Source organism: Aquiflexum sp., from assembly GCF_041751335.1.
Lineage (GTDB): Bacteria > Bacteroidota > Bacteroidia > Cytophagales > Cyclobacteriaceae > Aquiflexum.
Map to the genome: position 1 here is coordinate 1 of NZ_JBGSXS010000167.1, position 26,453 is coordinate 26,453.

21 protein-coding genes and 2 pseudogenes are annotated in these 26,453 nt (G+C 39.9%); 6 read left to right on the top strand and 17 right to left on the bottom strand.

What is annotated here, in order from left to right:
* Positions 1-98: pseudogene (locus ACEW8U_RS09385) on the top strand (DUF1080 domain-containing protein); the annotation flags it as partial.
* Positions 99-232: 134 nt separating this feature from the next.
* On the opposite strand, the gene ACEW8U_RS09390 reads toward ACEW8U_RS09385, so the two are convergent.
* The 11 genes and pseudogenes from ACEW8U_RS09390 to ACEW8U_RS09440 form a co-directional block, all read right to left on the bottom strand.
* A complete protein-coding gene (locus tag ACEW8U_RS09390; RefSeq protein WP_373521784.1) occupies positions 233-1,126 on the bottom strand; it encodes a dienelactone hydrolase family protein in 894 nt (297 codons plus the stop codon).
* Positions 1,127-1,422: 296 nt separating this feature from the next.
* Complete coding sequence (locus tag ACEW8U_RS09395) at positions 1,423-2,361, bottom strand: DUF4097 family beta strand repeat-containing protein (protein WP_373521785.1); 939 nt, start codon at positions 2,359-2,361, stop codon at positions 1,423-1,425.
* Between the two features lie 18 nt (positions 2,362-2,379).
* On the bottom strand, positions 2,380-3,189 hold the full coding sequence (locus ACEW8U_RS09400) for a hypothetical protein (protein WP_373521786.1): 810 nt from the start codon (positions 3,187-3,189) through the stop codon (positions 2,380-2,382).
* Between the two features lie 25 nt (positions 3,190-3,214).
* On the bottom strand, positions 3,215-4,240 hold the full coding sequence (locus ACEW8U_RS09405; RefSeq protein WP_373521787.1) for a hypothetical protein: 1,026 nt from the start codon (positions 4,238-4,240) through the stop codon (positions 3,215-3,217).
* A gap of 23 nt (positions 4,241-4,263) precedes the next feature.
* The gene (locus ACEW8U_RS09410; RefSeq protein ID WP_373521788.1) at positions 4,264-5,022 is read right to left on the bottom strand and encodes a hypothetical protein; all 759 of its coding nucleotides are present in this window, start codon (positions 5,020-5,022) and stop codon (positions 4,264-4,266) included.
* Positions 5,015-5,584 carry an RNA polymerase sigma factor gene (locus ACEW8U_RS09415; protein WP_373521789.1) on the bottom strand — a complete coding sequence of 190 codons (570 nt, stop codon included), beginning with the start codon at positions 5,582-5,584 and terminating at the stop codon, positions 5,015-5,017. The genes ACEW8U_RS09410 and ACEW8U_RS09415 overlap by 8 nt, the downstream gene beginning before the upstream one ends.
* A gap of 289 nt (positions 5,585-5,873) precedes the next feature.
* The gene (locus ACEW8U_RS09420; RefSeq protein WP_373521790.1) at positions 5,874-6,332 is read right to left on the bottom strand and encodes a DUF4268 domain-containing protein; all 459 of its coding nucleotides are present in this window, start codon (positions 6,330-6,332) and stop codon (positions 5,874-5,876) included.
* Positions 6,333-6,337: 5 nt separating this feature from the next.
* Positions 6,338-7,201, bottom strand: a pseudogene (locus ACEW8U_RS09425) (ChaN family lipoprotein).
* A complete protein-coding gene (gene folB / locus ACEW8U_RS09430) occupies positions 7,194-7,559 on the bottom strand; it encodes a dihydroneopterin aldolase (RefSeq protein ID WP_373521791.1) in 366 nt (121 codons plus the stop codon). The pseudogene ACEW8U_RS09425 and the gene folB overlap by 8 nt, the downstream one beginning before the upstream one ends.
* Positions 7,559-8,425: a DivIVA domain-containing protein gene (locus tag ACEW8U_RS09435; RefSeq protein WP_373521792.1), complete on the bottom strand. Its 867-nt coding sequence runs from the start codon at positions 8,423-8,425 to the stop codon at positions 7,559-7,561. Before ACEW8U_RS09435 ends, folB begins: the two co-directional genes overlap by 1 nt.
* A 6-nt stretch (positions 8,426-8,431) precedes the next feature.
* Entirely contained in the window at positions 8,432-9,340 is a 909-nt protein-coding gene (locus tag ACEW8U_RS09440) for a WD40 repeat domain-containing protein (RefSeq protein ID WP_373521793.1), read from the bottom strand.
* A 38-nt stretch (positions 9,341-9,378) separates the two neighbouring features.
* On the opposite strand from ACEW8U_RS09440, the gene ACEW8U_RS09445 reads away from it, so the two are divergent.
* Both ACEW8U_RS09445 and ACEW8U_RS09450 read left to right on the top strand, forming a co-directional pair.
* A complete protein-coding gene (locus ACEW8U_RS09445; protein ID WP_373521794.1) occupies positions 9,379-10,008 on the top strand; it encodes a 4'-phosphopantetheinyl transferase superfamily protein in 630 nt (209 codons plus the stop codon).
* Positions 10,009-10,054: 46 nt separating this feature from the next.
* Complete coding sequence (locus ACEW8U_RS09450; RefSeq protein ID WP_373521795.1) at positions 10,055-10,639, top strand: redoxin domain-containing protein; 585 nt, start codon at positions 10,055-10,057, stop codon at positions 10,637-10,639.
* Here ACEW8U_RS09450 and ACEW8U_RS09455 read toward each other — a convergent pair.
* From ACEW8U_RS09455 to ACEW8U_RS09465, 3 genes are all read right to left on the bottom strand, one after another.
* Entirely contained in the window at positions 10,632-11,489 is an 858-nt protein-coding gene (locus ACEW8U_RS09455; RefSeq protein ID WP_373521796.1) for a transglutaminase-like domain-containing protein, read from the bottom strand. The genes ACEW8U_RS09450 and ACEW8U_RS09455 overlap by 8 nt on opposite strands.
* A 443-nt stretch (positions 11,490-11,932) precedes the next feature.
* Positions 11,933-13,558 (bottom strand): acyl-CoA carboxylase subunit beta, encoded by a 1,626-nt coding sequence (locus tag ACEW8U_RS09460; RefSeq protein ID WP_373521810.1) that lies wholly within the window; start codon positions 13,556-13,558, stop codon positions 11,933-11,935.
* Positions 13,559-13,762: 204 nt separating this feature from the next.
* Positions 13,763-14,563 carry an N-acetylmuramoyl-L-alanine amidase gene (locus tag ACEW8U_RS09465; RefSeq protein ID WP_373521797.1) on the bottom strand — a complete coding sequence of 267 codons (801 nt, stop codon included), beginning with the start codon at positions 14,561-14,563 and terminating at the stop codon, positions 13,763-13,765.
* A gap of 212 nt (positions 14,564-14,775) precedes the next feature.
* On the opposite strand from ACEW8U_RS09465, the gene ACEW8U_RS09470 reads away from it, so the two are divergent.
* Positions 14,776-17,391 carry a putative LPS assembly protein LptD gene (locus ACEW8U_RS09470; RefSeq protein WP_373521811.1) on the top strand — a complete coding sequence of 872 codons (2,616 nt, stop codon included), beginning with the start codon at positions 14,776-14,778 and terminating at the stop codon, positions 17,389-17,391.
* 23 nt (positions 17,392-17,414) lie between these two features.
* On the opposite strand, the gene ACEW8U_RS09475 is transcribed toward ACEW8U_RS09470, so the two are convergent.
* The gene (locus tag ACEW8U_RS09475) at positions 17,415-19,040 is read right to left on the bottom strand and encodes a PQQ-dependent sugar dehydrogenase (protein WP_373521798.1); all 1,626 of its coding nucleotides are present in this window, start codon (positions 19,038-19,040) and stop codon (positions 17,415-17,417) included.
* 138 nt (positions 19,041-19,178) lie between these two features.
* Here ACEW8U_RS09475 and ACEW8U_RS09480 point away from each other — a divergent pair, with 138 nt between their 5' ends.
* The gene (locus ACEW8U_RS09480) at positions 19,179-20,903 is read left to right on the top strand and encodes a thiamine pyrophosphate-binding protein (RefSeq protein WP_373521799.1); all 1,725 of its coding nucleotides are present in this window, start codon (positions 19,179-19,181) and stop codon (positions 20,901-20,903) included.
* 372 nt (positions 20,904-21,275) lie between these two features.
* Positions 21,276-22,796, top strand: a complete 1,521-nt coding sequence (locus ACEW8U_RS09485) for a M20/M25/M40 family metallo-hydrolase (RefSeq protein WP_373521800.1) — start codon at positions 21,276-21,278, stop codon at positions 22,794-22,796.
* Positions 22,797-22,804: 8 nt separating this feature from the next.
* Here the strand turns inward: ACEW8U_RS09485 and ACEW8U_RS09490 are convergent, their stop codons facing one another.
* Entirely contained in the window at positions 22,805-23,563 is a 759-nt protein-coding gene (locus tag ACEW8U_RS09490; protein WP_373521801.1) for a YdcF family protein, read from the bottom strand.
* Positions 23,564-24,584: 1,021 nt separating this feature from the next.
* A complete protein-coding gene (locus ACEW8U_RS09495) occupies positions 24,585-26,396 on the bottom strand; it encodes a hypothetical protein (RefSeq protein WP_373521802.1) in 1,812 nt (603 codons plus the stop codon).
* Positions 26,397-26,453: the final 57 nt, after the last annotated feature.

A 26,453-nucleotide genomic window follows, 5' to 3' on the forward strand; every position in this document is an offset into this window, starting at 1 on the left:
GTGGTGAAGGATGGGCGTTTAGGAATTCAGGGGCTCAGGATCCTGCTACTATGCTCAAAGACCAGGATTTCCCAATTTCCATCGAAGGCCAATTGTTGGACCGAATTGGATTCGGTGTTTTTCGTTCCGCGGAATAAAGAATTGTAAAAACTCCCGCCAACCTTTGAATTCCTTTGATTTCTGTTAGAAAATCAGGAGGGTTTCTTGTGGGGCGGGAGAAAAATATTTTAGGTTAGGTCAGATTCTTTTTGAAGAACTCAATTGTTCTTCCCCAAGCTAATTCGGCTGCTTCTTTGTCATATCTTGGGGTGGAATGGTTATGAAATCCATGGTTGACTCCTTCATAGAAAAATACTTCATATTTTATGTCATTCACTTTCAATGCGCTCTCATAATCTGCCCATCCTGCATTTACCCGGGTATCAAGTTCTGCATAGTGCAATTGCAATGGGGCTTTGATTTTTGCGGCGTCCTCCGCACTTACCTGACCTCCATAAAATGGTACAGAGGCCTTTAAGTTTGGTAATCGGGCTGCCATCATATTAGAGACCCAAGCTCCAAAACAAAACCCTACAACCCCCACTTTACCGGTACAATTTTCATTTTTCATCAATAATTCATAGCCTGCTATAAAATCTTCCAATATTTCGTTACGGTCTCTTTTTGCTTGCATCGCTCTGCCCTCATCGTCTGTTCCGGGATATCCTCCAAAAGGACTAAGCGCATCCGGTGCAAAAGCTATAAAGCCATCCAAGGCTGCTTGGTGGGCAGTGTCTTCCACATAGGGATTAAGACCACGGTTTTCATGTACTACCAAGATACCTGGAAGCTTTCCTTTGGCATCTGCAGGTCGTGTCAATAAACCTCTCATTTTTCCCGCCCCTTTTGGTGAATCATATTCCACAAATTCTGAAATCAAACGGGGGTCTTCTAACTTAAACCGTTTTGCCTCGGCATAATTTGGCAATAAAAACGAAAGGATGGCAGACACCGTAAGTCCACCTACCGCATACACAGAAAGTCGGTTGACAAATTCTCGCCTATCGATTTTACCATGTACATAATAATCATACATATCAAAAATCTCCTGATTCAGGTCTTCTTTTTTAATTGGGCTGTTTTCCATATTTGTTTTCCTTTGATTATTATTTCAATTTAAGATCCTTAAAGTAAATAATTTAAAGATGAAAAATCTCTGAATAATGGGGAATGGAAATATAAGCGGAAATCAGGCAAGATTGTTTTCCAAAAAACGCAAGACCTCTAAAATTTAATATTTTAGAGGTCTTGCGTTTTTTGAATTATTGAAACAAGAAATTTGATGACCAAAAGAAAGCCTGATTCATCAAATCATTTCAATGAATAACACATTTAATTTTTTAAATAGGCTAGGGCTTCTTTTGCCCTAGCCTATTTAAAAAATTAATTCATGATGGAAATGTTACCGGAAGTAATGTTTCCTTTCACACTACTGTTTGCACCATTGTCAATGGATAAATTTCTGCCACCACGGGAATTGCCCACCGTGATATTGCCTGAGGTGGCGCTTAAGGTATAGTTGAAATCCCTGATATTGGAACTTGTTTGAATTTTAAAATTACCTGAAGTTCCATTGAGTCTGGTATTAGGCCCCAATCCAGCATTCCTTGCATCCAGATTTCCCGAGGTCAGCTTGAGGTCTCCTAGTTCAGCCACATTGTCCAGTTTTGCACTCCCGGAAGTAAGGCTGATATTGACAAGACCTCTGATTTCGGAAGCTTTTACCCCACCACTACCAGAATTATAATTTAATGATCCAGCCACGTTTTTGATTTCTGCTGAACCGGAGCCAATCTGTCCATTGACATCTCCATTGATATCGGAAAGTTTGATAGAGCCAGAACCTGCTTTGGCATAGACATCTCCGTTAATGTTTGAACCTTTGATGCTTCCTGATCCTACATTTAGGTTGGTCATATCTCCAGTTATGTTATCCACGCTCACACTGCCTGAACCGGCTTTCATATCCAATTCGACACTTTGAGGTCCACGGATTTTGATATGGCCTTTGGTGCGTACATTTCCCCAATTGGACCGGGTGTTGTTCACGTTATGAGATATCTTCAATACATTTCCCATGGTGACAAAGACGATGTCCTGATCATGGTTAGTGGATTCCAAAAAAGCATTTACGGATACATCATTCCCGCTATTTCCAAGGTATTCAATATCCAATAAACCTCCCGAAACTTCTATTTTGCTGATTCCTGAAAAGGACCTGTTGACATCCACCAAAGTTTTCATCTGGGCAAAACTTGGGCTTGCTGAAGCTACTATTACTATCAGTAGCAAGTTTAGGTGTAATATAATGTTAGTTTTCATAATAATAGTTTGAGTTTGTTATAGAATGATGCCAAAGCTCAAAGTATTGACTTTGGGACCTTTATCAGTTTGGAACATTTCATTAAAATCGTAATTCAGAAATAAATCGACATCGCCTACACCGATTTCGACTCTGCCACCGTACCTGAAATCATTGGCAAACATGTTTCCCATTTGGAATTGTCTTCTGCGGTCACCGGTGCTGTCACGGTAAACAAATTTTCCTCTCCCGCCCAATCTCAATCCTGCATAGGGACCTATTCCAAACCTGAATTTTCCATTATTGCTTTGAATGGTAGGTATCAGGCTGAAATTTGCATAGGATGCAGAAATCTTGGATTTGATACCACCGCCATCTTCAAATTGCTCAAAGAAAATTCCATCGGGAGAACGCAAGGCCTGAAGATTTCTATCTTCAAATTTAAAATTGTACCAACTGATACCTAACATGGTTTTGAGGCTGAAATTTTTACTAGGCTTGTAGGCATAATAGGTATTAAAAGCAGGGTTCCAGCTTCCCCAAGGCCTTACAGTAGGAGCGTCTCCATCACCGATCCAAGTATTGATTCCCAATTCCAGATCAAGCCCGGTACTGTGTTTGATTTTTCTTTTAAAGTGTTTTTCAGAATCTTTTTCATTGTAAACCTTGGAGTTGGGTATGAATTCCCAGGTTCTTGAACCGTCATCATTTTTCTTAACCTCTATTTTGGTATCGAAAATTGAAAATACGGTAGTTTTGTTCATTGCGATTTTCAATGAATCTTCTACCTGAGCAAATGCCCAGGTAGAAAGAAACAGGAAGGTCAAAATCATTGTGGTCTTTTTCATTGGTATAATTTTTATAAAAAGAAGTTTAAAATATCACTCCAAAAGTGATTGGGTTCAATTCAGGACCCGCGCCATCTTGGAAGAGTTTGTTGAGATCATAGGTGCTGAAGAAATTGACCCTGCCAACACCCACCTCACCTCGGATGCCATAGCGGAAGTTATTAAGATATATGCCTGTGGCCTGATGGTCTTTTTGGCGTCCACCACCTTCCAATGGTCTGTAGACATACTTACTTCTTCCACCAAGCCTGTACCCCGCATAAGGCCCTAAGGCAACTCTGAATCCTTTTCTTCCCTGATCATTCATTTGACCAAAATCTAATTTGAACAAACTCATCGCTGTCAGGTAGGATGCTGAAATCTTGCTTTTGAATCCTGCGACATCCGTTCTTTGGATAAAATCAATTGATCCATCTCCCCGAACAGCTTGAAAGTCCCGATTCTCAAACTTGAAATTGTACCATTGCACACCCAGACCAAGGTCCCAATGGAAACCTTTGCTGATTCGCTGACTTGCCATCCAGTTGAGACCGACATTCCAGCTTCCCCATCCCCTGACAGCATGGGGTGCACTTGAAGAAGGGAATTGACCGTTTCCATCGAGATAATTATTAATTCCTAAATCCACATTAAAATAAGTCCTGAACGGTGGGTCGCTTCTCTTTCGGGTTCCGGTCTGAACCTTTACTTTGGTGTCACCACCTGTTTCATCCACAGTGACCCTGATTCCTCCAACATTGACTTCCGTCTCCTGGCCGTCTTCACGGACCCTGACAACTTCCTTGGTCCCTTTCTTGCCCTGTACTTCTACTACTACAAGTTCTCCGGATTTTTCATCGACTACCAGATCCAGTTCCCTGATGAGCTGAGTGATGTTCATCCCGGTTAATCTTTCAAAATCCTCCTTGTTGTCCACAACGACAACAATTTTCCCGGATTTACCGAATTCTACAATGATGGTGTCATTCTGGACCAAATAGTCATCATTCACACCTCCATAGGCCAATTGTACCATGCCTAGCAAACAAAACAATAACAGGTATTTTTTCATAGTGTATAGTTTCTAATAATTGGTTATTTACTTCTTTCTCTTCTTGGGACATTGCTGGCAAAGAGATTTTCCTTTGCATCCTGCAGGTCTGCAAATCCTTGTTCTACTTTGTTCAGAAATCCTCCGATTTTATCTACTTTATCTTCAATTCCGCCAATCAATCCCTGTTTTGCGGGTTCATCTTTTAAGCCATTGGATTTGATGATGACTTTATATTCCACAATTGATTCATTCTCTTCTTTCACAGGGTCATTCATGGCTATAGCCTCTTCTAATTTAAGTTCAGGAAGATCAAGTTCAGGGATTCCTATTAACTGTTCCTGATTTCTATCCACCTGAACTGAATGATCTGCTAAAAGCTCATTTGGACTTTCAGTGACTGTATTTCTTATCATTTGTGGTTTTTTGTCAGGTGTTTCTTTTACTTTTTCAGTTTCAATTTTTTCTGATTTGACAATACCATCTTGATCTCCATTTGTCATTTCCTCTTCAATTTGGGATTCAGATTTACTTTCCAAAAGCGCTTCTTGATCTGGAATCTGAATAATTTCAGCAGTCTGTGGTCTTGTAAGTTCAGTTTTTGAAAATTGCCATACCAAATAGCCCACACCTAATAATATTATAAAGACAGCTGCTATTCTTATAAATGGGAAATATGCAGCTTTGCTTTTTTTACCCAATTGTGAATCCAATTTTTCCCATGCAAGTTTGGATGGTTTTATTTCATGATTAACCAGTTTTTCCTTGAAAAACTGGTCAAAATTTTTATCTGCATTAGCCATTGATTTTCCTTTCTTTGATTTGTTGATCGGCTATTTTCTGTTTCAATGTATTTCTTGCCCTGTTCAATTGTGATTTGGAAGTTGACTCCGTGATACCCAACAGGTCGGCAATTTCCGCGTGGCTGTAACCTTCGATGGCATATAGGTTGAATACAGTCCTGTAGCCTACCGGAAGTTCCTGTACCAAGTCCATCAGTTCCGCAGCTTCCATGTGATTCAGTTCATATGCGGAATCCATGGTTTCAAGATGGCTTTCCATATTGACCTCCATGCTGAGGTTACGGTTGTTTCTTAATGTGAGCAATGATTGTGTGACGATTATTCTTTTCATCCAACCCTCAAAACTTCCTTTTCCTTCAAACTGGGTCATTTTTTCAAAGATCTTCATAAAGCCTTCTATCATCACATCCTCTGCTAGGTCCCTGTCTTTGACATATCGCATGCAGATGGCGAGAAACTTTTTGGAATAGGACTCATACAGATGCTGCTGGGCTTTTCGCTCACCTTTTAGGCAACCTTTGATGATGTCCGACTCCATTGTAAAAGTTTTTCTGAATAACATTATTGATGGCTTTCAAATAGGTAGATACAGATAGGTAAAAATAGGTTGCATAGGTTTGTGAAAAAAGGTTAATTTTTTTTTGAGAGGCTAGAGATTAGAAGTGAGATGCGAGATTCTGTGTTTATTTTCAGATTTCTATTTCCAGAAAATAGAAATTTATTATACTATGTGATCTACATGAGCTATGTGGTAAAAATAAAATTTCAATTGGTTTTCACATAGGTCTCTTTCCAATAAAAGTCTTTGAGGTCATTGGCTATCTTCGAGGTCAAAAAAAGACCTCAAAGGTTCATAAATCCTCAAACCCTGGTTTTATGTTTGCCCAAAATGCATCCAAGGCAATTATCCATGGTTTTAAAAAGCTGATGATGTCCGGCCAGTCGTTTTTGTCCATAACATTTAATCCCTGCTTGACTTTTTGGATTCTGGAAATTTTGTTGCCGAAATCATCGATTTGGTGCAACTCCCATTCCCATGATTCTCCCAATTCATTTTCCAGCAACTTTTTGAATCCCAAAAACTGCTCGAAATAGAGTTGCTGCAACTCTTCATCATGATGGGCGATTTCTATCCCTATAGAAGCATAATGCCGTTCGACCCTCATCCTGAAATAAATGTCTCTCACCCCAGTTTTGTAATTCTGCCAGTTTACTCTGAATCCTGTAGCTGATGGCACAGGCTTCATATATTGGCCAAATGTCGTCCAGAATTCCTTTCTGATTTTTGTAGTTTCAGCGCGGGAATACATGGCAATCAATAACTTTTTGGGCTGTCAGATGGCAAGACAATAATAAAATCAGCAGTACCCATCGTCTTTTCTTCCAAGGTGTAGATATTTTCCTGCTCGACGGTATTGATCGTCAAAATCCGTATATTGGGATTGTGCTTTTTGAGATACCAAAGAATGCCTTCATAATTATTGCTATGGTAGGAACCGTTGATATGGAGTATTTTTTTCCCTTCACCCAAAAGGTCAAACAATGAAAAAGCCATAGTCGCATCTTTGACCGCCTGTGCTTCTACCATAAAATCTGCGTTCATACCCGAACCATGCATCATGTCCTTCATGCCCACATATCCGGGCAAGGATTTATCGACTTCGATGGGTAGGGGAGCAATATACCTTTTGGCTTCTTCACTTAGACTGTCCAAAGCAGCCAAACCCTGTCTACTGACCAATGAGGCATATTTTCTTGGAATATTCGAACCTATGAAAGAGATGTTGTTGTTTTTGGCATATAGCATCATAGGTTTGTAGTCGGTAAGGTAATTGTTCCAAAGCTTTGATTCCGTTTAAAAAGTTTTGTCTGTCATTTTCCCGGTAAACCATTCCTCAATATTGAGTTGGTCATCCTTTTCAAAGAACTCACCTGCCAAAACAACATCTTTACCATTTTTATGCAATTGTTTGAGCATCTGCAATTGAAGCCAATGGGCAATGCTGTTGTTATGAAGTTCACCAAAAAAGATAACCTCATGCTGCCCTGCTATCTGCACCATTAATTCAAACTTTACTTCATTGCCATCAGTATTGAATATTTTGAAAACTTGGGTTTGGGAAAAAAGATTGGTTGTTACAAATGAAAACAAAAGTACTAACAGGATATTTTTAACCATAATCTTCGGGGTATTTGACTGTAACAACAGAATAGTTGACCACCCCACCCAAAGCGGGGTTGTGTTTTTTAATGATAATTGTGATTTGTTTGGATTCGGGATAGGCGACCAAAATATCCTTGATCATCAAATGGGCAAGATGTTCAAGTAGTTTTACAGGTTCTTGCATATGAGATTTGGCAATTCTGTAGATTTTCCCGTAATCCACAGTGGATTTGAGATCATCATCCAACATGGCTTTTCGAAAATCTGTTTCAACATGGATATCTACTGTAAACCTGTTTCCCAGTTTGTTTTCTTCTTTGAAGACCCCATGATATGCGTGGAATTCTATTCCTTCCAAAGATACTTTTCCCATTAATCCAACTGGTCAAAAAATGAACCCCCTTTGTTTAATTTGCTTTTAGGTTCTTCCTTTTGTTCTTCGGCGTCTTTCTCAATTTCAACTTCTCTTTCACTTTTATCTTCAACCACCTCTTTAGAAGATCCAATTTCTTTTTCAGCAAATTCCATCTCATTTTCTTCGATATCATCTTCCGAATCAGTATCTGAATCGACAGGATTTCCAGCTTCCAGATTTTCCCCATCAAAGGTTTTGCTTACCATTTCCTCCTCTTTTTGGTATTCAAGGATATTGGCCATGCTGAAGGCATTTGCCTTAGATAATTCCTCTACTAAATTGGAATGGGCCTGTATATTAACTTTTTTTAGAGATTCTTCCGAAACAGTGATGGTATCATCAATTCCTTCCGTCAGGGATTTTAGATTTTTGATCAAAAGATCTCTATGCTTCATCAAGATTTCAAAACCTGATACTAATGAATTGACTTCACTTTTTAGATTCTCCATGATTTCCCTTCCTTTGGCTTCTGCTGATTCTATCAGGTTTTTGGATTGGGTTTGAGCTTCATTCAGCATACTGCCAGCATTCTGATGCGCCTCGTTCATAATATCCTCCGCGGCATTATTGGCTTCTTCAATAATTGAAGCACCTGTATCCTCAGCGGTTTTAAGGGTTCGAAACAAAGACTCCTCTACCTGCTTCAGTTTGTTGGCTTCTTTTTCAGTGCTTACCAGTCGCTTTTCCAAGTCGGCTTTTTCAGCCATTATTCTGTCCCATTCTCCCGAAAGCACATTCAAAAATGCGGTGACTTCATCTTTGTCGTATCCTCTGAAGTTTTTTTCAAAAGTCTTTTCGCTGATTTCTTTAGAAGTAATTTTCATATTTTTTTAAATTTCTAAATTCCAAATGGAAATTTTTCGGTCATCACTGATTGAAATGATATTTTGATTAAAGCTGCTCCAAATTACTTTATTAATCGAAGTGCTATGTCCGGCGTACCTCGCTTTATCAATTACTTTAAGGAGCTTATAAGATTCGGCATCCCAAATTTTAATGGACTTGTCCATGCTACAAGTTACAAAATATCGGCCATCCTCACGGAATGCCAGGTAATTAATAGCATACATATGGGCAACAATGGATTCTGTTAATGTGTAGGTATTGGTATCCCAGATTTTTAAATGGGCATCTCTGCCACCGGAAATCAAGAGTTTGGAATTTGGGTCAAATGCCAGTGCAAAGACAGAGTTGGTATGAGATTCAAGGTTCTGCATCAGTTCATAAGTGATCAGATCAAATATTTTGACACTATGGTCGCTTAGTCCAGCAGCAAGTGTATGGTTGTCGGGATTGATTGCCAATACCCTGACACTTTTATCAGAGATTTTAAGATGTTTTTTGATCGCCCTTTTCTCAATATCCACCACAATGATCAAACCATCTCCAGTGGCTACAAACATATCATTTCCTGAAACTTTGATATCGAAAATAGATTGATTGGTCAGGTTGATGGACCAAAGTTCATTCCTGCTATCCAGATCAATCACATGTACACCTTCAAAATTGTGGCCTACAATCAATAGATTTCTAACTTTGTCTACCGCAAGGGCATATACGGAATGGTTGACCTTTGCCATCAGCTTGCCGTTTTCCGGATTTTCCAAATCCCATAAGACTACCATTCCATCACCCGAGCCGGTAAAAAAATATTGCGGATCAGGTGCCTCTACCAAAGCATATACGCAATCATTGTGACCGGATAATGTATGGAGTTTATTTACTTGGATTTTTATCATATTTTGCGGGGATTATCAATTCGTCCATAAAAGGCTCTATGCAAACAAAAATAGAAAAAATAAGTCCTTTATCAGCTTTGGCCATAAAGAATATTCAGGAAGTCTCGCAAAATGGTGTTGAATTTTTAAGCTATAGAGAGAAATTGGCCTATGCCAATATTTCCCATCCAGAAAAAAAACTGGAATGGAAATGTGCCCGAATCGCCATCAAATCTGCGATGGATTGCATTTCTTTACCCTATCCGGGATTTATCAAGGACGAGCATGGGAAGTCCCATCCTGCGGACGGGTATGGGTATGTCTCACTGACCCATACCAAAGGATTGGCAGCAGCAATCTTCCACAAAGAGATGCCGGTAGGTATTGATATGGATTTTGTCAGGGAAAAAGTGGTGCGTTTGGGTCCGAAATTTCTAGATGAGTCAGAAATGGAATTTTTAGGAACAGACCCGTTAATGAACACCATTGCTTGGTCTGCTAAAGAGTCAATTTTTAAATGTCAGGGAAAAAAAGGTATCAGCCTTAAACATAATATAAGACTTTCGCCATTTTCATTGATGGATATGGTAATTGAAGGTAAGATTCAGCAGTCTGAATATTCTGATCATTTTTATAAAGTAAAAGTGGAAATAGAAAATGATATTGTATTGACTTACACAATTTGGTAAGAACTTTGTACTTTTATTTACTTCAACAAGCATAATAACCCAAGATATGAAGCGAATCTTACTTACTACCCTTCTATTGACTGTTTCTGTTTCTCTCTGTTTTTCCCAAAGAGTGGAAAATTTTCAGTTGAAAGATGCTGAATCCGGTCAGGTATTTGAATTGGATATGCATAAAAATACGAAAGCAATAGTTTTGGTTTTTACCAGTATAAATTGTCCTTTTTCCAAACTTTATGAGGATAGGATAATTGCTTTGCAAAACACATTCAATTCGGATGGTTTTGTTTTTGCTATGATCAATCCCCATTCAGGAATTGAGGAAGAAGAAAATACAGCCTCGGTCAAACAAAGAGTAGGAGAAAAAAGCTTCAAATTTCCTTTTTTGGAAGATGTTGCCCAGACTGTTACAAAGCAGTTTGGAATCACTAAATTACCTGAGGTAGTAGTCATCACACCAAGTCCTACTGGCTATGCGGTTTCTTACAGGGGTGCCATAGACAATAACCCTCAGATGGCGGAAAATGCAAATATGAAATATCTTGAAAGTGCATTAAGTGCAATCCAAAACAGAAGAAACCCAAGTCCTTCATCCAGCAGGGCAGTGGGATGTAATGTGAAATTGATTAATTAGGCATTTCTAGATTCTCAACAATTGCCAGCAATTCCCTGACTTCTTGCACCTTTTCAGTTTCTCCCAGTTTTTCAAAAGCAACTGTAAGATTTCTAAAGGTCCTGATAATGATGTCCTTATTTGAACATGGCTCAAAAAAAACATCCAAAGGATCAATTTTTAAGTGGTCCAGATAATTGTGGATGTCTTTTTTTGAAAAAATCAGACCTTTGTTGAAGGCATTGATGTAGAAGGTGGCATCGGCAGATTTATAGGTCAAAACAAAAAGATTCGGCAGATTGACTCCATAAATTGGCAGCCCTAATTTTTGTGCCACCAATAAATAGATGGCACATAGACTGATGGGATTACCTTTTTTCGTGTCCAGTACATTGCTCAGCATGCTATTACCCGGAGAATGGAAATTCTTGGTATTAGCAGAAAACCTTAAATTATTGAACAAAACGCCATTGATAATCCTAACCTGTTCGTAAGGTAGAAGATCGTTTTTGAAGGCAGTCCAAACTTCAAAATAAATTTGGTGCATTTCAGCATTGATTTTCTCAAACTCAAGGTCAGGATACTGATATGTGTTGATAATCCATAATCCTGTCAACAAATCCTGTTCAGGAGATTCTCTCCAATCTATTAACCTTTCCTTAAGCTGTAAAAATTGTAAATCATGGACCAGTTCTTCGATTTCTTTTTGGATATCTGGATTGAAACTGTTCTCCCATTTTTTTTCCAAAAATGGAATCACGTCATGTCCCAAAGAGATAATTCTATCTCTTACATGGGATTTAACTTCCCTGTCAGTATCATCCAAAAGGGAAACCAAAGCATGAAGTTCATTTTCGCTGAGATGGTCCATAACGTATATTGTTACTCCAATTTATTAAATTTTATGGTTAGTTGATGCCTTTATCCTTTATCCTTTCTCCTTCATCCTTTTTTTATCCCTCATATTTCATCTAAAGAGATTGCCACGTCGCACGAAGGACAATTCAAAATATCAAAGTTTCCCAGGTGCTACTACCAATGACATAAATCGGAGCAGCCGTCATGCTGATTCCTCCGATAGCTATCGGGGCTATCGAGGAGAAGCATCTCACGAGGAACAGTAAATGATAAATTGAACATAAATAGAAACTCTGGAGACCCTTCGTGCCTCAGGATGACGGCTGCCTAGTGGATAACTTGATGTCATTCCTTTTCTGAACATTTGTAAAATGTTAAGGACTCGCTATGACGCACTACCTTCATCCTTTCTCCTTCTATTCCAAATCTAAAATCTAAAATCTTAAATCTAAAATCTCACGTCTGAATCACCCCCACATTAAACCTCTCGGTAATCGGTGCATGGTTGGCAGCTTCAATTCCCATACTGATTACTTTTCTGGTTTCCAAAGGATCAATGACCCCATCTACCCAAAGTCTGGCAGCAGCATAATAGGGGCTGAGTTCTTCATTGTATTTGTCAGTAATTTCTTTGAGCATTTGTTCCTCTTCTTCAGGGGTGATTTTTTCTTTTCCGGATTTTTTGAGCGAGGCGACTTTGATCTGCAAAAGGGTCTTGGCAGCAGAGGATCCGCTCATTACAGCCATTTGGGCAGTGGGCCAGCTGAATATCAATCTTGGATCATAAGCTTTTCCGCACATGGCATAGTTTCCGGCACCATAAGAATTGCCCAAAATAATGGTGAACTTCGGCACTACAGAATTTGCCATGGCATTGACCATTTTTGCACCATCTTTGATAATGCCTCCATGTTCGGCCTTGCTGCCTACCATAAATCCTGATACATCCTGAAGGAAGACCAAGGGTATTTTTCTTTGGTTACAGTTCATGATAAACCTGGCAGCTTTATCAGCCGAATCAGAATATATAACCCCGCCCATCTGCATTTCACCTTTTTTGGTTTTCACGATTTTACGCTGATTGGCGACAATTCCTACAGCCCAGCCATCAATCCTGGCAGTAGCACAGATCAGGGTTTTACCATAATCTTGTTTGTATTCATCGACCTCCGAATTATCCACCAATCCTTTGATGACTTCAATCATGTCATAAGGCTTGACCCTATCGTAAGGAAAGATGCCATAAAGCTCCGCTTCATTTATTTCGGGTTTTTTAGGTTCTGCCCTGTCAAATCCGGCTTTATCAAATGCCCCGATTTTATCAAAAATCTTTCTGATGGCATTCAAACATTCCTGATCGTTTTCATATTTATTGTCCGTGACACCGGAGATTTCGCAATGTGTAGTGGCGCCACCTAGTGTTTCGTTGTCTATGGATTCACCTATTGCTGCTTTGACGAGAAAAGATCCCGCTAGAAAGATAGAACCTGTTTTATCAACTATCATCGCTTCATCTGACATGATAGGCAAATATGCCCCACCTGCCACACAGCTGCCCATGATAGCAGCTACCTGAACAATGCCCATGGCAGACATCTTGGCGTTGTTTCTAAACTGTCTTCCAAAATGTTCCTTATCCGGAAAAATCTTATTTTGCATAGGTAGAAATACACCTGCACTATCCACCAGATAGATGATGGGCAATCTGTTCTCCATGGCGATTTCCTGGGCCCTCATGTTCTTTTTTGCGGTCATCGGAAACCATGCTCCGGCCTTTACGGTCGCATCGTTGGCAACTATTACACACATCCTTCCTGAAACATAGCCTATTCCTGTGACAACCCCTGCAGATGGGCAGCCTCCTTCTTCCTCGTACATTCCATCGGCGGCAAAAGCCCCGATTTCCAAAAATTCAGTCCCAGGATCGGTTAAATACTCGATTCTTTCCCTCGCTGTAAGTTTTCCTTTTGCATGTTCTTTTTCAATCTTAGACTTTCCGCCCCCAAGTTTAACCTGTTCCAGTTTTTTCTGAAGTTGATAAAGTTGTTGTTTAAGTTGGTCCTCGTTCCTATTGAATTCGATATCCCTAAAGTCTTTTGGGTTTAGTTTTTCGGAAAGCTAAAATAACTGAATTAACCTACAAGAATCAAATTGGGTAGGGGATTATTCATGCCATGACTCTAAGTATTCATGTTTAATATTCATGCCATGACTCAAATTCATGGCATGAATATCGGCGCCTCAAAGTCATGTCATGAATCGGGGTCCTTTCAAGGCATAAATATCCTACAACTCCTCAATCTCCTCTTTATAAGCTTTGATGGATCTGAAAATAGCTGAAGAAAGGTAGGTCTGTCCATCTTTGCTATTAAGAAATCTTTCCTCAGAGGGGTGAGATAAAAAACCTAATTCTATTAGCACTGAAGGCATACTAGTGGTCCAAAGGACATAAAAAGGAGCCTGTTTGACTCCTCTGCTTGAGCGGTTGACCCTGGTCACAAAATCACTTTCTACTTTGGCGGCTAGGGAGATACTGTTGGAGAGAAATGCTTTTTGCATCAGATTGAACATCATGTAGGATTCCGGTGATTTGGGATCGAATCCTTCATAATTTTCCTCATAATTATCTTCCAAAAGAATTACTGAATTCTCTCTTTTTACAATGTCAAAATTAGCTTCAAAGTTCTTAGTTCCCATGACAAATGTCTCTGTGCCATAAGCAGCTTTGTTTGTGGCGGCATTGCAGTGTATGGATATAAAAAGGTCAGCCTTGTTCCTATTCGCGATATTGGGTCTTTCTTTCAGATCTATAAAAACATCTGTTTTCCGGGTATAAATAACCTCTACGCCAGGAAGCAATTCTTCCACATATTTACCAACCTGAAGTGCGACTTTGAGGGCCACATCTTTTTCCCTGGAAATATTTCCAACCGTTCCGGGGTCTTTGCCTCCATGGCCTGCATCTATTACAATGCGTTTTAGTTTGAATTCCGGTGCCCTAGATCCTGTTGGAACAAATCCAGCGAATAGCATGGATATGGTCAATAAGGAAAATAAGAGAATATTTTTAACTTTGAATCGTTTCATGCGTATTGAATCCTATTAACTTTGCCCGAGCAAATTTCACAAATTTTTAAACAAATCAACATTATTAAGTGCGGAATAACTGGTTCCATTTGATTGCCTTCATCCTACTTTGGGTAATACCCCAATTTAGCTTTTCACAAATAAGAAGCCAAACAAATGTGGAGAGAAGAATTATTGCCCCTGATTCTGTTCTCAACCGCCCGGAATTATTGATGCCCCCTTTGGATTCCATCAGTATTATATCAAGAGATACCATCCCAAGGAATGATACAACCCAGACAGTTCCGAAGAGTGATATCCAAACTACCATCAATTACTACGGAGAAGACAGTATAATAACTGATTTTGTTGCCAATAAAGTATTTCTGCACAAAGAAGCTTGGTTTGAATATGGTAATATCCGTTTAGATGCGGATCTGATTATCATTGATTGGGAAAAAAGCGAGTTGTTTGCCTCAGGTGTTACAGACAGTTTAGGGAATTTGACAGGCAATCCGGTTTTTAAGGAAGGCGCATCAACTTACGAAATACGGAAAGAAATGCGGTACAATTTCAAAACCCAAAAGGCCATTATTAAGGATGTGGTTACAGAACAGCAGGATGGCCTATTACGTGGACAGATAATCAAAAAAGACCAGGATGGTAGTATATATATGGACCACGGGTATTATACTACTTGCAATTTGGCAGAACCACATTGGCATATCAGCGCAAATAAAATCAAGTCTATCCGTGGCAAACAGGTGGTGACGGGACCGTTTAATATGTATTTCAACGATATCCCGCTTCCGGTCGGATTGCCTTTTGGGATAATCCCTGATACTCCTGATGAAAAAGCTTCCGGAATTGTATTTCCTTCGTATGGTCAAGAGCAGATAAGGGGATTTTTTCTCAGAAACTTTGGGTATTATTTTGCTTTCAATGATTATGTACATACCAGAGTAACAGGGGATATTTTTACCAATGGTGGATATGGTGCCAAGGCCGCGACTATTTATAAAAAGAGATACAGGTATAACGGAGGTTTTAATATCGATTACCAAAGGTTCAAAAGCCCTGAAACCGAACTGAATCCAGTGGACTATAATACCATTTGGGTCAATTGGCAGCATAGTCCTGAGTCAAGGGGCAATTCCCGCTTTTCGGCATCAGTCAATGCCGGAACTACCAACTATAATAACGTGGTGGTCAATCCCAACAGTTTTGTCCAAAATGTCAATTCGGAATTCTCTTCCAATGTGTCCTACAGCAAGACATTCACAGGTACTCCTTTCAGTATGTCTGCTAACTTGAGGCATTCCCAAAATGTACAGACGGATGAGGTCAACTTGATTTTACCAGATATTGCCGTCAACATGAACAGGCAGAACCCTTTTCAAAATGTCAAGTTTGAACCTTTGAAAACATTGAACATTGCCTGGAACTTTAACCTTCAAAATTCAATCAACAACAGGATTACCCCTCCATTTGGAGTCCAAAATGAGGTTTTGCAGCAAGGTCAGGGAATCAGTGCGGATCAGAATATAATTCCATTTAATTTGGCCAACCTTCCCCAATTGCTAAGAGAGGCGGATAATGGTGCAAGAAATACCATTCCCCTTACTTCCAACTTTACCCTATTCAAATATTTTACGGGAACCGCTTCCATGAACTATACCGAGTTGTGGTACACAGAAAAAATCAATTTCTTTTATAATCCGGTGGAACAGCGGGTTGATAGGATTTTGGAAAACGGATTCAACCGAGTGAGTTTTTACAATACCTCATTCAACATGAACACCAACGTTTATGGTTTTTACAATTTCAAAAAAAGTAAAAAAATAGAAGCCATCAGGCACCACATGCAGCCCTCTTTTGGTTTTAATTTTAATCCTGACTTTTCCAATCCAATCTTTGGGTATTACCAACAGGTACAGGTAGATGAAAGTGGTAGAACACAATTTTTTTCCAGACATCAAGGATTTATCTTCCAAGGTGCACCACTGGGGGAATCCAGGGCGCTTAGTTTGAGTATCCGAAATGTAGTGGAAGCAAAACTTAAAAAACAAGACGATGATGATGAAGCTACTACCAAGAAAATTCCATTATTGCAGTCCTTAAACATATCAACGAATTACAATTTTGCAGCAGACTCATTCCAATTGTCCCAGATCAATTTCAATACAAGAACTTCATTTTTTGATGACAAGCTATCTGTCAACCTTTCAGGTAACCTCGACCCATATGCTGCATTGGTCATAACTAATCCCGAAACGGGCGCTGTTTCCGGCAGAAGACTCAACCGTTATGCCTGGCAAGCAGGTCAGGGTCTCGGTACCGTTAGAAGTATCCAAATGAACGTCAACGGAAGTCTAAATCCCAGAGGTGCAAGCCAATCAGCAGGGGAAATGAGAGAAGATATGACCAATGACTTCTTGCAGCAAGGAGGACAATTGAATGAATTTGTGGAGGAAGAAATCAACAGGGTGATCAATGACCCTACCCAATATATAGACTGGAATATTCCTTGGAACTTGGGTTTTGGCTATAATATCGCTTTCAACAATCAACCTGGAAGGCCTTCTAATATCACGACAGCTATTAATATCAATGGTGATTTAAGTATCTCTGACAAGTGGAAAATAAATTTCAGTGGGGGTTACGATTTTATCACTGCACAATTGACCCAAAGTATGATAGGTATTGCCAGGGACCTTCACTGTTGGCAGATGAACGTAAGCTGGATTCCATTTGGACGATTCACTTCCTATAACCTTGATATTAGGGTGAAATCATCGATTTTGCAGGATTTGAAGGTGTCGAGAAGAAGGAGTTTCTTTGATAGATAGTAGTCTGAAAGTTGCTGGTTAATTTAATTATTCAAACTCATCAAGTAATCCAATAAAGCATTTAACTGTGTTTCAGAAAGGCTTCTGGTCAGGCCTTCATACATCAGTGATTTTTCCTCATCTTGTATTATCATTATTTCATTACGGACTATTTTGACTACATTGTTTCCTACCAACATCATTGAAATATCACTTTCATTTGAATTGACTATTCTGCCGATCATTACCTGCCCATTATTTTTTGTAACTTTTACTCCCTTCATACTGGGTTTGATGATTTGGGAGGGGTTTTCGATTTCATACAGAATTTCTTCTCTTGAAAATCTTTTTCCAACATCCTTGAGATTGGGTCCCAATAGTTCGGTGTTCCCATCCACAGAATGACAGGCAAGACAGGCATATTCAGCATAAAGTTGTTTTCCCATTTCAACAGAGCTTTCAGAATAGTCCTTGGATTTTTTTACTCTAGATTCCAGAGGTAAATATACCCGAGAAGGATCATAAATAAGTTTATAAAAGGCACCCTCGTTTTCGTAAATCGTATTGTACCAATAATCCGCTTTTCCATGTTGAGCTATATACAAGCTTCCGTCCTTACCAAAAGCCAATCCTGAGAGCTTAGGTATTTCTGCTATGGGGTATTCCCGAAAAATATATTCCCCATTGCCAGATTGCTCAATTTCCAGACGCCCTATGGCACCTCGAGTCCATCTTTCACCCGGGCCATAATAGGCTATGAATAGATTTCCGGCTGAACCTCCGAAATCATTATCAATTGGATTGAATACCATTCCAGAAGGTGCTATCTCAGTTTGCAAAGAAAATATCGGATCAATTGCCTTGTCAAATTTATACTTTCTGGGATTGTGTCCATAATAACTATCACTGATCAAAATATTCAATTCTTCGGTGGGATTGCCACCGCCCTCATTGTCCGTAAAAAACAGGTCTCCATGGGCATTGAATTTCATTCCATAAACGGAACGGATACCTGTAGCGACAGCCATTGCTTCTTTTCCGTCGGGAGAAATTTTCAAAATAGACCCGCGGTATCCATTCGGGTCAGGTGAAGGGGCAGCATTCCAGGAATCAGTCGCCAAAGCCAAATATAGACTTCCATCCGGCGCGAATTCCAAACCGGTAGACCACTCATAAGGATGACCACTTTCAGGGATATCGTCAAAAAACACCCAACTGGAATCAGCTTTTCCATCTCTGTCCAGATCAATAAAGGCCCTGACCTGTTGGGCGGTTCCTATATATACAGTGTCGCCCCGACTAGCAAAGCCTGCAGGAGATCTTAATCCAAAATCACTGACATTGCAATAAAGGAGGGCAATGTCCTCGACCCCATCTTCATCAGTATCCCTCAGGGTGTAGATTTCTCCTGTTTGGTTTGACGCAAAGATCAATCCGCCGGGACCAAGAGAAATCTGGAGGGGATTTGAAATTTCAACTCCATTTTTGATGGGCAGCTTTATGGCCGTATATGGGCCATAAACAGGGATATCTGGTTCGATGAATTGTGAATAGGAATGATTTGTTTTTTTGGAATCACAGCTCGAAAAAAGCAACAAAAAAACCAGTATTGAAAAGGCCTGAAAACTTTTGAAAACAAACTTCTTAGGAATTTTTTTATGTATTGCCATGGGTGATTGTGTCAGTGGTTTATAAATTTATTCCTTTTTTCCAATTAATCATCTTGGGATCAACAACTTAAATTTTTTAACTTAACAATCTTCAATTTATTGTAATTGACTTTAAATCGACCATTATTAATTTTATTTATGAACGGAGGAGAAATCATAGCCCAAGTACTCAAAAATCAGGGTGTAAAATTCCTGTTTACCCTTTGTGGTGGCCATATCTCACCGATTTTTGTTGGAGCTGAAAAGCTTGGAATTAATGTCATCGACACCCGAAATGAAGCTACGGCTGTATTTGCCGCTGATGGAATTGGAAGACTTACAGGGAAACCCGGAGTGGTAGCAGTGACCGCAGGTCCTGGATTGACCAATACAGTGACGGCCATCAAAAATGCCCAAATGGCACAATCTCCTTTAATTTTGTTGGGGGGTGCTGCTGCTACTATGTTGAAGGGGAGGGGTGCTTTACAGGATATTGATCAACTGAGCATTATGAAGCCTATTGTCAAGTGGGCAGTATCAATTAAAAAAGTTAAAGATATTGGTCCCTCTCTGGAAAAGGCTTTTCAGGTAGCACAGGAAGGAGTGCCTGGCCCGGTTTTTATTGAATGTCCCATTGATATACTTTATCCAGAAGAAATGGTGAAGGATTGGTATAGTGCTAAGAGCAATAAAAGCTCCAAATCCATAAAAGATAAAGCCCTTCAATGGTATATTCAAAGACATGCCAGGAAGTTATTTGAAGGTTCGGATAAGACAGTTTTTAATACCAAGCCGATATTACCAGTATTTCCAAAACATACTGATTCGGATTTGACCATTGCAATAAACTTTATTAGTAAGTCCAAAAGACCTCTTATGATTTTGGGAAGTGGTGGTATGCTTCAGCCAGTTAAATCAGGAAGCTTGGCAGCTTCATTGAATAAATTGGGGATTCCTGTGTATCTAAGTGGGACTGCTAGGGGGCTATTAGGAAGAACCGGCAGGTTACACATTCGCCACAAACGAAAAGAAGCCATCAAAGAAGCTGACCTTATTATTCTTGCGGGGGTACCAAATGATTTCAGGTTGGATTATGGAAACCATATCGGTAGCAGAAAATTTATTTCAATTAACAGATGCAAAATTGACCTTAATCTTAATAAAAAGCCGAATCTTCCTATTCAGGCTGATCCATGTGATTTTTTGATTGAACTGGGCTTCAAAATTCAGTTCAATCCCAAAGAATGGTTGGAAAAGCTAAAGGAAAGGGATGAAATTCGGGACTTAGAAATCAAGAATCAATCCAAAGAAAATATCGAGGGTTTGAATCCAGTTCAGTTATTGTCTGAACTTGAATTGCTTTTAGATGATAGATGTGTGTTGGTAGCTGATGGGGGTGATTTTGTGGCAACCGCCTCATATGTGCTGAGGGCTAGACAACCTTTATCTTGGTTAGATCCCGGCGCATATGGTACTTTGGGAGTGGGTGCGGGATTTGCCATCTCAGCAGCTTTGGTTTATCCGGACAGGCCAGTTTGGATTCTATATGGGGATGGAAGTTCAGGTTATTCTTTAATGGAATTTGATACTTTTCAGAGACATGGATTGGCCATAACTGCTCTGATTGGAAATGACGCTTGCTGGACTCAAATCGCAAGGGATCAGGTGGAATTTTTGGGTTCGGATTGTGCTGTAATGTTGAAACCCTCTGATTATGATAAAATTCCGTCTGCTTTTGGGGTGGAAGGGGAGAAAGTAGAAACAATGGATGCCTTTGTAAAATCAGTCCAAAAGGCTAAGTATTGTAATGGTCAAGGAAAGCCCTTTTTGATCAATGCTGTGATTGGCAAGACAGACTTTAGAAAAGGGTCTATTTCGGTGTGATTTGCTTCTTGGTTTATTTGTGTAAAAGGCATTCACCATTCATTTCGAGTTTACAACATTTTTAAGATGTTTAGAAAAGGTGATGACATCAGGTTAACAGCTAGGCAGCCGTCATTCTGAGGTACGAAGAATCTCCAGAGGTCCTATTTATGTTTATAATACATTTCCTGATCCTCGAGAGACTCTTCTCCCGAGCTATCGGGGGGATCAGCATGACGGCGACTCCGAATTATGTCATTGGTATGGTAGGGATAATTCTTGAATACTAAATCATGATGAAATTCAATTTCATCTACTTCAAATAAATCCGTTTTTTTTAATTACCACTTTGACTTATCTTTTCGACATTATCTATTTCTTATAATTCAGCTTATGAAAAAAACTATATACCTATTCGGATTGCTTTTGTTCTCACCAATATTTCTTTTTGCCCAAAGTAAAAAAGCTATCAATCTTGATGAGGTGACAGATAAACACTTTCTAAATGGAATTGAAATTCTCAACAGTATCTTATCCATGCCCAATGATTCCAATGACCCGGCACAGTTGGTAGCCAATATTGAATGGTGTGAGGATAATTTCACCAAAAGGCAATGGAAAACAGAAAGATTGGAAACCGAGGGCTTTCCTATGCTTTTGGCAGAAAGGACTGTGCCTAAGTCAAAAAAAACAGTGTTGTTGTATTTTCATATTGATGGGCAGCCTGTGGACAGAAAGCGTTGGGAACAAGAAGACCCATACAAGCCTGTTCTGAAAAAACAAAATGCATCAGGTAATTGGGAAATTATTCCCATGGAAACACTTCAAAATTCCTATGACCCTGAATGGCGTGTTTTTGCCCGCTCCTCTTCGGATGATAAGGGACCTTTGGCCATGTTTCTAACCGCTTGGGATGCGATGATTGAAAATGGCAAATCACCCAATTACAATATTAAAGTGATCCTGGATTTTGAGGAAGAAATAGGTTCTCCGAATCTTCCAAATGCCGTTTTGAAGCATAGAGAAAAACTTGCTGCTGATATGATGTTGATCATGGATGGACCAAGGCATTTGAGTAATGAACCTACTTTGAGTTTCGGAGCTAGAGGTATTTCCCAATTTACACTGACAGTTTACGGTCCAAGGGCTGCACAGCATTCAGGGCATTATGGTAACTATGCGCCAAATCCAGCTTTCAGGTTGTCCCAATTGTTGGCATCCATGAAAGATGATGATGGAAGAGTGACCATCCCAGGTTTTTATGATGGGATCAATCTTACAGCTGAAGAAAAAAATATTTTAGATCAGGTTCCAGATGATGAAAATGAGATCAAAAGAAAATTAGGTATTGGCAGCACCGATAAAGTGGGGAATACCTATCAGGAATCATTGCAATTTCCATCACTGAATATCAGAGGCTTGTCATCAGGATGGGTCGGTGATGAGGTCAGGACCATCGTTCCGGCAGATGCAACTGCTGAGATAGATGTCCGCTTGGTTCCTGAAAGTGATCCTGAAAGGCTTTTTTCTCTTGTTAGGCAGCATATTCAAAATCAAGGTTATCATATTCTGGAAAATGATCCAACTGATGAAGAAAGAACCAAGTATCCTAAATTGGTAAAATGGGAAGGTAGTATTTCCTATCAGGCTTTTAGAACCCCTTTTGATTCAGAACCGGGAGTATGGTTAAAAAAATCCATGGTAAGGGCATTCGGCAAAGATCCGATCATGAAAAGAATCAGCGGGGGATCTTTGCCAATTGCACCTTTTGTAGATGCCTTGAATGTACCTGCTGTCACCGTGGTAACCGTCAATTCTGACAACAACCAACATGGTCCCAACGAAAACATCAGATTGGGGAATTATAAAGAAGGGATCAAGACGGCTTTGGCGATATTGACTCAGGAGTTGTAAGGTTTGTCTCACATATACCCCACCACCTTATACACCACAATCCCAATCCATTCTTTGAAAAGTTTTTGCCAGAGAAAAATAGAATAGGGTTCAGGTGCGATAAGTTTTGGGATGCTAAAGGTGATGTCTTCTGCATAATAATCAACAGGAAAGGTTTCGGTCACAATTCCTGCCTTGTCAAAACAGCCTTTGGCCCTTTTCATATGAAAAGCTGAAGTGATTAAAAGCTGGGTTTGATTTAAGGGTATTCCGTTTTTTATCAAAGTGTCCTTTGTTAGAATTGCATTTTGGTAAGTATTCAAAGCTTGATTTTCGACTAAAATATCATTTTCAGCAACACCTGCCATGACCATAAAGTCCCGAAGCAATTCTGCTTCGGAATTGGTATTGGAGGGGTTCAAACCTTGTCCTCCGGTGATTAGGATTCTGTTTATTTTGCCCAATTTATAAAGCTGTACAGTGTGCGTAGCACGATCCGCACCTTTGTTAAAGAAAGTCCTGTCGTATGTTGTTTTATTAAGGTTTGTCACACCTGTCAATACTATTCCTAAATCGTAGTTTTCAAGACTATCAAAAGACTTATATTCCTGTTCCCAAGTATTCATAGCCAGATTGGCGATAAACTGATTGGAGAAAAAGAATAATAAAACGATTCCTGTCCAAAGGATTTTCTTCCTTTTCAAAATAACGCCTACCAATATCAGGATGATGATGATGGTCAAGGGCATGGCTAAAAAACTCAGAAATTGGGAAAGATAGAAGAACATGGGGGGAAAGGTTTTTCAAAGATAGTATTCAATTGCTATTTTGATGTATCCTTGATTCTAACATCATGTACCCAGTACATTTTGATTTCTCCTTTATTTTTGGCAGGTACATAACCACGAGGTTCGCAAATGAAGTGATCTTTGAGTTCTTCTGCAATTTCTTTTGGGAAAATATTTAACAAGAGGTCTTCAGACCTTTTTTGTTCTTATTCCAGTTCTTTTTGTTTCATCAATAGGCTATTTAAAGCCTGATGCTTTAAATGTTCAAAACTGTTGGTAATCAGGTAGAATATCTCAATTAAACCTACCATCGCAAGGGTCAAAAATATTAGATGGAATGAATCGCTGTAATTTTTGGGAAATTCATGTCCATTAATAATCAACAAATAAAAGCCCAACACATAGAAAATGCATAATATTAATACGATCAAGGCAACCCCAGTAAGCAATCACCAAAGCTTTTCCCATATCCAGCACAAAGAAAATAGCTCCACCTAAATTATTACCTTACCCATTTTAATATTTTGTAAAAAATAAATCTAAACAATTACCTGCATTGTTTTTGAGGATAAAAGAAATAAATTTTGGGATTGGTTAAACTTATTTCTGCGCCTAAAAGCGCTCTAAGTGTACACTTTAAATAGATAAGCATATTTCTATTCAACATTGGGAAGCCTATTTCAACTTTATATCTCGAGAATACTGATAATAAACAGATTTAAATTTCCTTCTCTGTATTTATTTGCAAAACTCTATTTTTAACTACTATTGGTATCCGACAAAAACACTGCATGTTTTTTCGATTCTTGAAAAAATACAATAGCGAGGTTTTTACAACTGGTTAAATATGATGTTTGAAGTTACCACACTAAAAAACATCATGTCCAAAAACACGAATCTTGAGGGTCAACCGGTAATTTGTCAGCTATTTTCTTTTTTTCCCTGTCAAATTGTTGACTCCTGGGTGTCAGAACACTAGGATGACAGTAATTTATTATTTACTTTCTATATCCCTGTAAAATCAATCTTCCTTTGGAGCCACGAGCAGCTTGACTTCAATCAATTGAAAAGCACAAGGTTCTATGTCTGGGTAAATCCTGAATTCTTGTAGCATATCATTCATCCAAACTGTAGTAGAGGGCACTCTTTCATCTTGTTTCAGCCAAGTGGCCTTTGCCCAGTTCATGCGATCGCCAGTCGGCTGATAGTTTATCCAATTATACCCCTCTTTGGTTTCATGGTAACCGATATTTTGTTCCATTTTTCTGCTGCTCCAAAAGTAGGTTCGGAAAGGGGCCGCTTTTTTTAGGCCTGAGTTAGTAAATTTAAGCATTACTCCATTGACGTGAAGGGGTTCGGGCAGCACAAAACCGATATACCCAAGGTAGTCCTCTGTGAAAACAGTATCCCCTTGAAAAACAGCCCGTTCGAAGGTCAGATAGTTGTAGGGTAACTGTATTTCCTCGAATATCGGGTCCTGCTTTAAGGCAACAAAGTTGCCGACCCGCGACTCTCTTAGCATCGGCAAATAGTCTGTCAATATATCCTGGTTTACATGCAGGACATCTCCGTAGCGTACAATAAGCTCATGGGTAGGTAGGCCAGCAAGCATATCCTTTTCAAATGCGCCTAAATTATCCCTCAAAAATTTTCCGTAGCCAAAGCCTATCTGAGTGTTCGGCCAAATGAGAAGCAATGCGGTGATGCACAAGGCGCCACGCCCATAAATATTGAACCGATGCGGGCTGTAGATGCTGAATATCAGGTACAGGGTGCACCAAACAGGGACAATTAGCAGATAATAACGGATTTCGAACATGAAGCCTGTGCCAAACTGACCCGAGGTAAAGCTCATGCTATCTCGGCCATGGCCAATAGCGACACACAGGAGCGACAGTCCGGCCAGCAAAGCCATCAGACCGGTAGCCCGGAAACGCTCGTTGGGATCAGGGATATTTTTCGCCATCAGCCCAAATCCAAGCAACAGCCCCAACAGCGCAGCCACCCCGGATAATGGCCATGCCAGATAAAGCCCTGGTCCCAGACCGATTGTAAATAACTGGGTAATGGTATGTATCATTGCCCAGTTTCGATTACCAACCGGATGGTAAGGCACTCCTTCATAACCTATGAAATAGGCAGCGGTCAAAGAGGCGGCCACCAAAACCAGCCCAGCCAACCAAATGCGTTGTCCTCTATGAAGCGTGGGCGCAACGCCAGGCATGAATAATACAAAGACCATCCAGGTCAACAAAGGTGGAACGATCAACAAGCCATTTCCTCCGCACAGAATCAGTGCCACAGCGCCAATCCCCATCCAAGTGATGGTGTTTTTTTCCGATATATGCCTGGGAGCTTGCGCTAGCACTGCCAACAGAATCCCGGCAAAAAGCACTGACAGAAAATACTGGATCTGCCAGGCCCATAAATAATTGGTGGCATGGCCGATATTCAATAGTAAGAGTGGAAAAAAGGCATCAGTCCAGCTCGTGTAACCGCGAATTCGGCTTGCAGCACGAATCAGGGCATAAGTCATCACTGTAATCAACAGAACCCCGAACACCATCCCTATTTTGAAATTAATACCAGTAATGGAATATAGCAGCAAAGCGGTGAGCCTGGGCAATGGAACCCGGTGCTCATTGTGCAGTGACCATAGCCATTCCAAGGTAACCGGCTGATAGCCGGTGAGCGGAGGCACCATGTCCCAGCCATCCCAAGAAGGGACGTTGCTCCCGAACGACCATATGAAACCCATCATACTAATGAGCATAGCCCCCAGGAGGCCCCATACAATAACCGACTGCCATGGATTGGATTTTTTTAGTTCCATCGCATTACGTTGTTTTGCAAAGTTTTGATGATTTGCTGTGTGGTTTACCCAATTTTT

Excerpts from the sequence above, each read along its gene's own strand:
- ACEW8U_RS09475 (WP_373521798.1), bottom strand. The coding sequence starts at position 19,040 with ATGGCAATACATAAAAAAATTCCTAAGAAGTTTGTTTTCAAAAGTTTT.
- ACEW8U_RS09485 (WP_373521800.1), top strand. The coding sequence starts at position 21,276 with ATGAAAAAAACTATATACCTATTCGGATTGCTTTTGTTCTCACCAATA.
- folB (WP_373521791.1), bottom strand. The coding sequence starts at position 7,559 with ATGGGAAAAGTATCTTTGGAAGGAATAGAATTCCACGCATATCATGGG.
- ACEW8U_RS09495 (WP_373521802.1), bottom strand. The coding sequence starts at position 26,396 with ATGGAACTAAAAAAATCCAATCCATGGCAGTCGGTTATTGTATGGGGC.
- ACEW8U_RS09395 (WP_373521785.1), bottom strand. The coding sequence starts at position 2,361 with ATGAAAACTAACATTATATTACACCTAAACTTGCTACTGATAGTAATA.
- ACEW8U_RS09440 (WP_373521793.1), bottom strand. The coding sequence starts at position 9,340 with ATGATAAAAATCCAAGTAAATAAACTCCATACATTATCCGGTCACAAT.
- ACEW8U_RS09390 (WP_373521784.1), bottom strand. The coding sequence starts at position 1,126 with ATGGAAAACAGCCCAATTAAAAAAGAAGACCTGAATCAGGAGATTTTT.
- ACEW8U_RS09450 (WP_373521795.1), top strand. The coding sequence starts at position 10,055 with ATGAAGCGAATCTTACTTACTACCCTTCTATTGACTGTTTCTGTTTCT.
- ACEW8U_RS09455 (WP_373521796.1), bottom strand. The coding sequence starts at position 11,489 with ATGGACCATCTCAGCGAAAATGAACTTCATGCTTTGGTTTCCCTTTTG.
- ACEW8U_RS09445 (WP_373521794.1), top strand. The coding sequence starts at position 9,379 with ATGCAAACAAAAATAGAAAAAATAAGTCCTTTATCAGCTTTGGCCATA.
- ACEW8U_RS09465 (WP_373521797.1), bottom strand. The coding sequence starts at position 14,563 with ATGAAACGATTCAAAGTTAAAAATATTCTCTTATTTTCCTTATTGACC.
- ACEW8U_RS09400 (WP_373521786.1), bottom strand. The coding sequence starts at position 3,189 with ATGAAAAAGACCACAATGATTTTGACCTTCCTGTTTCTTTCTACCTGG.
- ACEW8U_RS09420 (WP_373521790.1), bottom strand. The coding sequence starts at position 6,332 with ATGTATTCCCGCGCTGAAACTACAAAAATCAGAAAGGAATTCTGGACG.
- ACEW8U_RS09415 (WP_373521789.1), bottom strand. The coding sequence starts at position 5,584 with ATGTTATTCAGAAAAACTTTTACAATGGAGTCGGACATCATCAAAGGT.
- ACEW8U_RS09410 (WP_373521788.1), bottom strand. The coding sequence starts at position 5,022 with ATGGCTAATGCAGATAAAAATTTTGACCAGTTTTTCAAGGAAAAACTG.
- ACEW8U_RS09480 (WP_373521799.1), top strand. The coding sequence starts at position 19,179 with ATGAACGGAGGAGAAATCATAGCCCAAGTACTCAAAAATCAGGGTGTA.
- ACEW8U_RS09435 (WP_373521792.1), bottom strand. The coding sequence starts at position 8,425 with ATGAAAATTACTTCTAAAGAAATCAGCGAAAAGACTTTTGAAAAAAAC.
- ACEW8U_RS09470 (WP_373521811.1), top strand. The coding sequence starts at position 14,776 with ATGCCCCCTTTGGATTCCATCAGTATTATATCAAGAGATACCATCCCA.
- ACEW8U_RS09405 (WP_373521787.1), bottom strand. The coding sequence starts at position 4,240 with ATGAAAAAATACCTGTTATTGTTTTGTTTGCTAGGCATGGTACAATTG.
- ACEW8U_RS09490 (WP_373521801.1), bottom strand. The coding sequence starts at position 23,563 with ATGTTCTTCTATCTTTCCCAATTTCTGAGTTTTTTAGCCATGCCCTTG.